The organism is Sphaerochaeta sp. S2, from assembly GCF_016406725.1.
Lineage (GTDB): Bacteria > Spirochaetota > Spirochaetia > Sphaerochaetales > Sphaerochaetaceae > Sphaerochaeta.
Genome location: NZ_JAEKNT010000404.1, coordinates 1 through 5334, shown reverse-complemented (window position 1 = coordinate 5334; position 5334 = coordinate 1). Strand labels below are relative to the sequence as shown.

The 5334-nt window shown below is 47.3% G+C and carries 7 protein-coding genes; all 7 read left to right on the top strand.

The genetic code is table 11. The features are described from left to right. On the top strand, positions 1–605 hold a 605-nt coding region (gene lepB, locus JF818_RS11880), incomplete at its 5' end, for a signal peptidase I (RefSeq protein WP_198892216.1). Then, positions 605–1786, top strand: a complete 1182-nt coding sequence (gene hemW / locus JF818_RS11875; protein WP_198892215.1) for a radical SAM family heme chaperone HemW — start codon at positions 605–607, stop codon at positions 1784–1786. The genes lepB and hemW, both read left to right, overlap by 1 nt. Before the next feature lie 63 nt (positions 1787–1849). Beyond that, on the top strand, positions 1850–2599 hold the full coding sequence (locus tag JF818_RS11870) for a YebC/PmpR family DNA-binding transcriptional regulator (RefSeq protein WP_198892214.1): 750 nt from the start codon (positions 1850–1852) through the stop codon (positions 2597–2599). A 3-nt stretch (positions 2600–2602) separates the two neighbouring features. After that, the gene (gene ruvC / locus JF818_RS11865) at positions 2603–3097 is read left to right on the top strand and encodes a crossover junction endodeoxyribonuclease RuvC (RefSeq protein ID WP_198892213.1); all 495 of its coding nucleotides are present in this window, start codon (positions 2603–2605) and stop codon (positions 3095–3097) included. Further along, the gene (gene ruvA, locus JF818_RS11860; protein ID WP_198892212.1) at positions 3094–3726 is read left to right on the top strand and encodes a Holliday junction branch migration protein RuvA; all 633 of its coding nucleotides are present in this window, start codon (positions 3094–3096) and stop codon (positions 3724–3726) included. Before ruvC ends, ruvA begins: the two co-directional genes overlap by 4 nt. A gap of 16 nt (positions 3727–3742) precedes the next feature. Beyond that, positions 3743–4804 (top strand): Holliday junction branch migration DNA helicase RuvB, encoded by a 1062-nt coding sequence (ruvB, locus tag JF818_RS11855; RefSeq protein ID WP_233067546.1) that lies wholly within the window; start codon positions 3743–3745, stop codon positions 4802–4804. Next, positions 4779–5334 (top strand): S-adenosylmethionine:tRNA ribosyltransferase-isomerase (locus JF818_RS11850; RefSeq protein ID WP_198892211.1); only part of this gene is annotated, 556 nt, incomplete at its 3' end. The genes ruvB and JF818_RS11850, both read left to right, overlap by 26 nt.

Genomic DNA, 5334 nt, shown 5'->3' with positions numbered 1-5334 from the left:
TGGGTACCTTTTCATTGGTGAATATTGATAAGAATGAAGATGGTTCCATCGCTGAGAGACTCTATGTCAAAAGGGCAATTGGATTTCCCTCTGAGACGATTCGCTTTGTCAATGGTAATGTACAGGTTCGTCCTGCAGGTTTCTCATCGTATATTGATGAAGATTCGTTCAGATCTGATCTCTCTTTGGCAGACGGTCCACATAGAAGTCTTGATACCTCTTCCTACGAAGGAATTCGAGCATGGGGTAGTCTGTTTGGATATCAGGAAGCTGGTCTGGACCTGTCAGCAAGTCCAGCCTACTTGAAGAGCCAATACGCAAGCGTCCAAGGGGACTCCTATCCCGATGATATGTACGCATTCGAGACTGCCGCAAAGCGAACAAAACACCTTATAAACCCAGCGGACATGCAATCGAGAAGCGATAGCGCGAAGTATCAAAGCGGAATCTATGTTCCGCAGGACTCCATCCTTCCTCTTGGGGACAATCGTGACAACAGCCGTGACGGCAGGTATTTCGGCCCTGTGACCCAGAAAAAAATCAATGGTTCGGTTCGGTTTCGTTTCTGGCCCTTCACAAGCATGAAATATCTGGGGGATGCATAGTGCTGACATTAGGTGCAAGCAACCCAAAAGCCCTGTATCTGCATATTCCTTTTTGTACCACTCGTTGCTCATATTGTGCGTTTTACAGTGAACCAGAGTCCTCTTGGAGAGGATTCCAGGAAACCTATGTTTCACGTCTTGAACAAGAAATTGCTGGTGTGGTTCAAGAGACTGGTGGTTTTGAAACAATCTTTATTGGTGGAGGCAATCCAGGTTCCCTTACCTGTGAACAGCTATCCCGCTTACTTGTTGCAGCAAAGAGTAACCAATGCAGTGAAGTTACCGTAGAGATGAATCCTGAGACGTTTTCTGAATCATACTTTCCCCTGTTCGAGAAAAAGCTTGTAACCCGTTTAAGCATGGGCATCCAGAGCATGGATGATTCAGTGCTTCGTCAGCTGGGCAGGAATGCAAAGGTAGAGGACAACTTGAGGGCGATTGCCCTCGCCAAGAAAGCCCATGGTCTCTACGGTATTGATCTTTCCTTTGATCTGATGGCAGCACTTCCCGGTCAAAGCATCCAGATGGCACTACAGGATATTGATACCGTAGTATCGCTCGGTGATCCTGGGCATATCAGTCTCTACTGCCTGACTGTAGAGGAGGGGACAGACCTTGCAAGAAGAGTCTCAGAGCGCGAACTGAAAGTATGGGATGATGATGGCCAGATGGAATTGTTGGAAAGATTGTGGAACCGGCTTGGCCTGCTGGGGTATGAGCACTATGAAGTATCGAACTTTGCAAGAAATGGACGATATTGCAAACACAACCTTGTGTATTGGGACCTGGATACCTATATAGGATTGGGAAGCAGCGCTGCTTCATTCCTGCAATCTGAAAGCCACTCATGGCATTACAGCCAGAAGCAAGACCTTCATCCCTTTGCTGAAGGAACTCTGTTCAGCGGGTATGAGAAAGAGATGCTTGACAGTGACCAATTGGTCGAAGAATACCTGATGATGGCACTCCGCACAAACCGTGGGATTGAAAAGAACCTTTTCAAAACACGCTTTTCCCTTGATTTTGATTCACTATTTTCAAAAACCATTACAAATTTCGATCCTCTTTGGTACAACGATACCTCACATCTATTTGTATTATCGAAAGTTGGATGGATGGTTCTTGATGAGATTGTCCTACGGCTCGCTCTCCAAATTCCGCAACCCCTTGACCGCCACTAGCGCATATGATAGGTTAAATGGGCTATAGATTTCATGATATTTTACTAAATAAGAGGTTCAATTATGTCCGGCCACAGTAAATGGGCTACCATTAAACACAAGAAGGGTGCTGCTGACGCTAAACGCGGCCAGAAGTTCACGAAGCTGATCAAAGAAATTTCCGTTGCTGCCAAGATGGGTGGCGCTGACCCCGACTCCAATGCACGGCTTCGTACTGCTATTCTCAAGGCTCGTGCAGAGAATATGCCCAAGGACAATATTGACAGGGCAATCAAGAAAGGTTCTGGTGAGTTGGAAAACTCCACATACTATGAACTGACGTATGAAGGATATGCAGTTGGTGGTGTAGCTCTTATTATCGATACCCTTACCGACAACAAGAACCGTACAGCCAGTGATGTTCGGTCCACGCTTACCAAGAATGGCGGAACTCTGGGCAACAGCGGTTGTGTATCGTACATGTTCCAGACCAAGGGCATCATAACCTACGATTCATCCAAGTACACCGAGGAACAGATTTTCGAAGTGGCATTGGAGAATGGTGCTGATGATGTAACGACTTCTGATGAAGTAATTGAAGTAATTACTACTCCAAGTGACTTTGCAAACGTCCTGGAAGCCATGCAGGCTGCTGGATTTGAACAGGAAAGCGCCGAGGTAGAGAAAGTTGCAGACCAGACGGTCACACTTGACACCGAGAAAGCCCGTAAAGTACTCAAGATCATCGATAAGCTTGAAGAGTTGGATGATGTCCAGCAAGTCTCTTCCAACCTGGAATTGCCCGATGATTTTGAGGATAGCGACGAAGAATAAGGCATGCGAATCCTAGGAATTGATCCAGGATATGCACAGACAGGCTGGGGTGTTGTCGAATCAGATGGGCAGCATAACCGGCCTGTTTCTTTTGGTGTCATCAAAACCAGTACTTCACAACCAGACAGCCAAAGGATACACTTTATAGCGAAATCGGTTGGACAGTTGGCTGAAGACCACCATGTGGATGTTTGTGCCATGGAGGACATCTTTTTTACCAAGAATGTCAGTTCCGCCATCCCGGTTGCGAAGGTGATCGGAGCCTGTATACATCAGATGGGATTGCAAGAGCTCCCAGTCAAGTTGTACAGCCCTCCCACCATCAAGAGTGTTGTGACGGGTTTTGGTGGTGCAGAGAAGCATCAGGTGCAGGAGATGGTTCGTATCTTGCTGGGTTTTGAAACCATTCCCCGTCCTGATCACGCCGCGGATGCCTTAGCTGTTGCAATCTGCTTTGCTGTCTATGATTTTTCAAGAATAAGGATGAAATTGCCATGATCAACGCACTGATTGGAGACATCGTATCCATAGAAGAAGGAACCCTTATTTTACGATGCGGCCATATCGAGTATACGCTTTCGGTTTCCAGCCAGACTGCCAGCACATTCAGCAATCTCTCGCTTGAGGCTCGCAGGGGAGTGAGAGTCATGACCGTTCTTGTTCATCGAGAGGACAGCATGTCACTTTTTGGATTCTCTGATGCAGATGAGCGGGAAGCTTTTCTTCAGTTACAGACAGTATCGGGAATCGGGTCAAAACAGGCACTGAAGATCCTCAGTGGTATCAACGTTCGAAACCTAGCAGAGGCATTGGATAGTGGAAACCTGAAGTTGCTTTCATCCATTCCTGGAATTGGTCCGAAAACCGGACAGAAGATGATCCTTGCCCTGAGAAATGTACTGGTCTTGGATGAGGATAAAGGAAGAAGCCAGAGTGGAACAAGAAAACAGGCACATCACCCATACAGTGACATTATCAATGCACTTGTAGATATGGGGTACGATCGTCGTCTTGTCGAGGAAACCGTGGACAAGGTCACTGAGAACCAGGCTTCTGAGCTCGAGAAGATGAGTCACCATGATGCCGAGGAACATTTGTTCCGTTTAAGCATCAAGCTGCTCGGATGACAGGGATACAATGCATATGGAAACCAATCAACCGGATTTACACGAACTGATACAAAACTCCGTGACCTCTTCTTCCTTCCAGGAAGAGGGGGACAGACAGGAAAATATTCTTCGCCCGAAGTTGTTGAAGGATTTTCAGGGACAACAACGGCTCAAGGATAATCTTGCAGTCTTTGTGCAAGCAGCACGGGAGAGAAAGGAGTCATTGGATCATACGTTCCTTATCGGCCCCCCAGGACTGGGGAAGACCACACTGGCAAGTATCATCGCAAACGAGATGGAAGCAGAGATCCGGATGACCAGCGCACCTGCCTTGGAGAAACCCAAGGATCTTGCAGGGATTCTGACCAATGTCACCGAAGGATCTATTTTCTTTATCGATGAAATTCATCGACTCAAGCCTGCTCTTGAAGAGATGCTGTATATTGCCATGGAAGATTTCGAGATCGATTGGGTCATCGGACAAGGGCCTGCAGCCCGCACGATGAGAATTCCCCTTCCAAAATTCACCTTGGTAGGTGCTACCACCAAGGCAGGTTCTGTATCCAGCCCTCTCTCCTCACGATTCGGCATTACCTGTCATATTGAGTTCTACAATGAGAAGGAACTGGCAAATATCATCAGGCGATCAGCCCAGATCATGGATGTACATATAGAGGAGAAGGCAATCATTCTCCTTGCACGTTGCAGCAGGGGAACACCCCGTATAGCCAATCGTCTCTTGAGAAGATTGCGGGATTTTGCAGCTGTTATGGGTGATGGTATTGTCACCACTGCTGTGGTTGACCATGGAATGGAACGGCTCGGGATCGATACCAATGGGCTTGAGATGCAGGACCGGAACATACTGCGGACCATCATCGAATTCTATGATGGGGGGCCTGTAGGCGCCGAAACCTTAAGTATCAGTGTTGGAGAGGCAATAGAATCCCTTGAGGATTTCTATGAACCATACCTGATCCAGAAAGGATATCTGAAACGAACACCTCGTGGCCGTATGACCACTAAACTTGCTTATGAATTGCTGGGTATACCCTGCAAAAGGAATATGGATGACAATCAAGGAATTCTCTTTTGACCTGCCACCGCACCTGATCGCACAAACACCTGCTGACAAAAGAGGAGAGGACCGGCTTCTGGTACTGAACCGCAGTGATGGCAGTGTTGTTGATGAACAGATGCATAATTTTGCCTCCTACCTTGAGGAAGGCAGCGTTGTTGTGGTGAATAACAGCAAAGTCAGGAAAGCACGGGTATATGCTACCAGTGATACTGGTAGTACCGTGGAATTTCTCTTTTTGGAGGAGAACCTTGACAACACCTGGCAGTGCATGGTCACCAAGGCAAAGCGTCAGAAAGTAGGAAAACACTATACATTCAGCAACGAAGAAGGAAGCTACTGCCGTAAGGCCTGGATTACCGAAATTGGTGATGATGGGACCAGGACTGTTGCCTTTGATTCCCCGCTTGATGAGGATTTTTTTCGTGTACTTGGACACGTACCACTTCCTCCTTATATCAAAAGGGATGATTCCTTTGCTGATGAGAAACGCTATCAGACCATCTACGCAGAAACGGAAGGATCGGTTGCAGCACCCACTGCAGGGC

Bases quoted from the DNA above. Each gene is read 5' to 3' on its own strand.
- JF818_RS11870 (WP_198892214.1), top strand. From the start codon at position 1,850: ATGTCCGGCCACAGTAAATGGGCTACCATTAAACACAAGAAGGGTGCT.
- ruvB (WP_233067546.1), top strand. From the start codon at position 3,743: ATGGAAACCAATCAACCGGATTTACACGAACTGATACAAAACTCCGTG.
- ruvC (WP_198892213.1), top strand. From the start codon at position 2,603: ATGCGAATCCTAGGAATTGATCCAGGATATGCACAGACAGGCTGGGGT.
- ruvA (WP_198892212.1), top strand. From the start codon at position 3,094: ATGATCAACGCACTGATTGGAGACATCGTATCCATAGAAGAAGGAACC.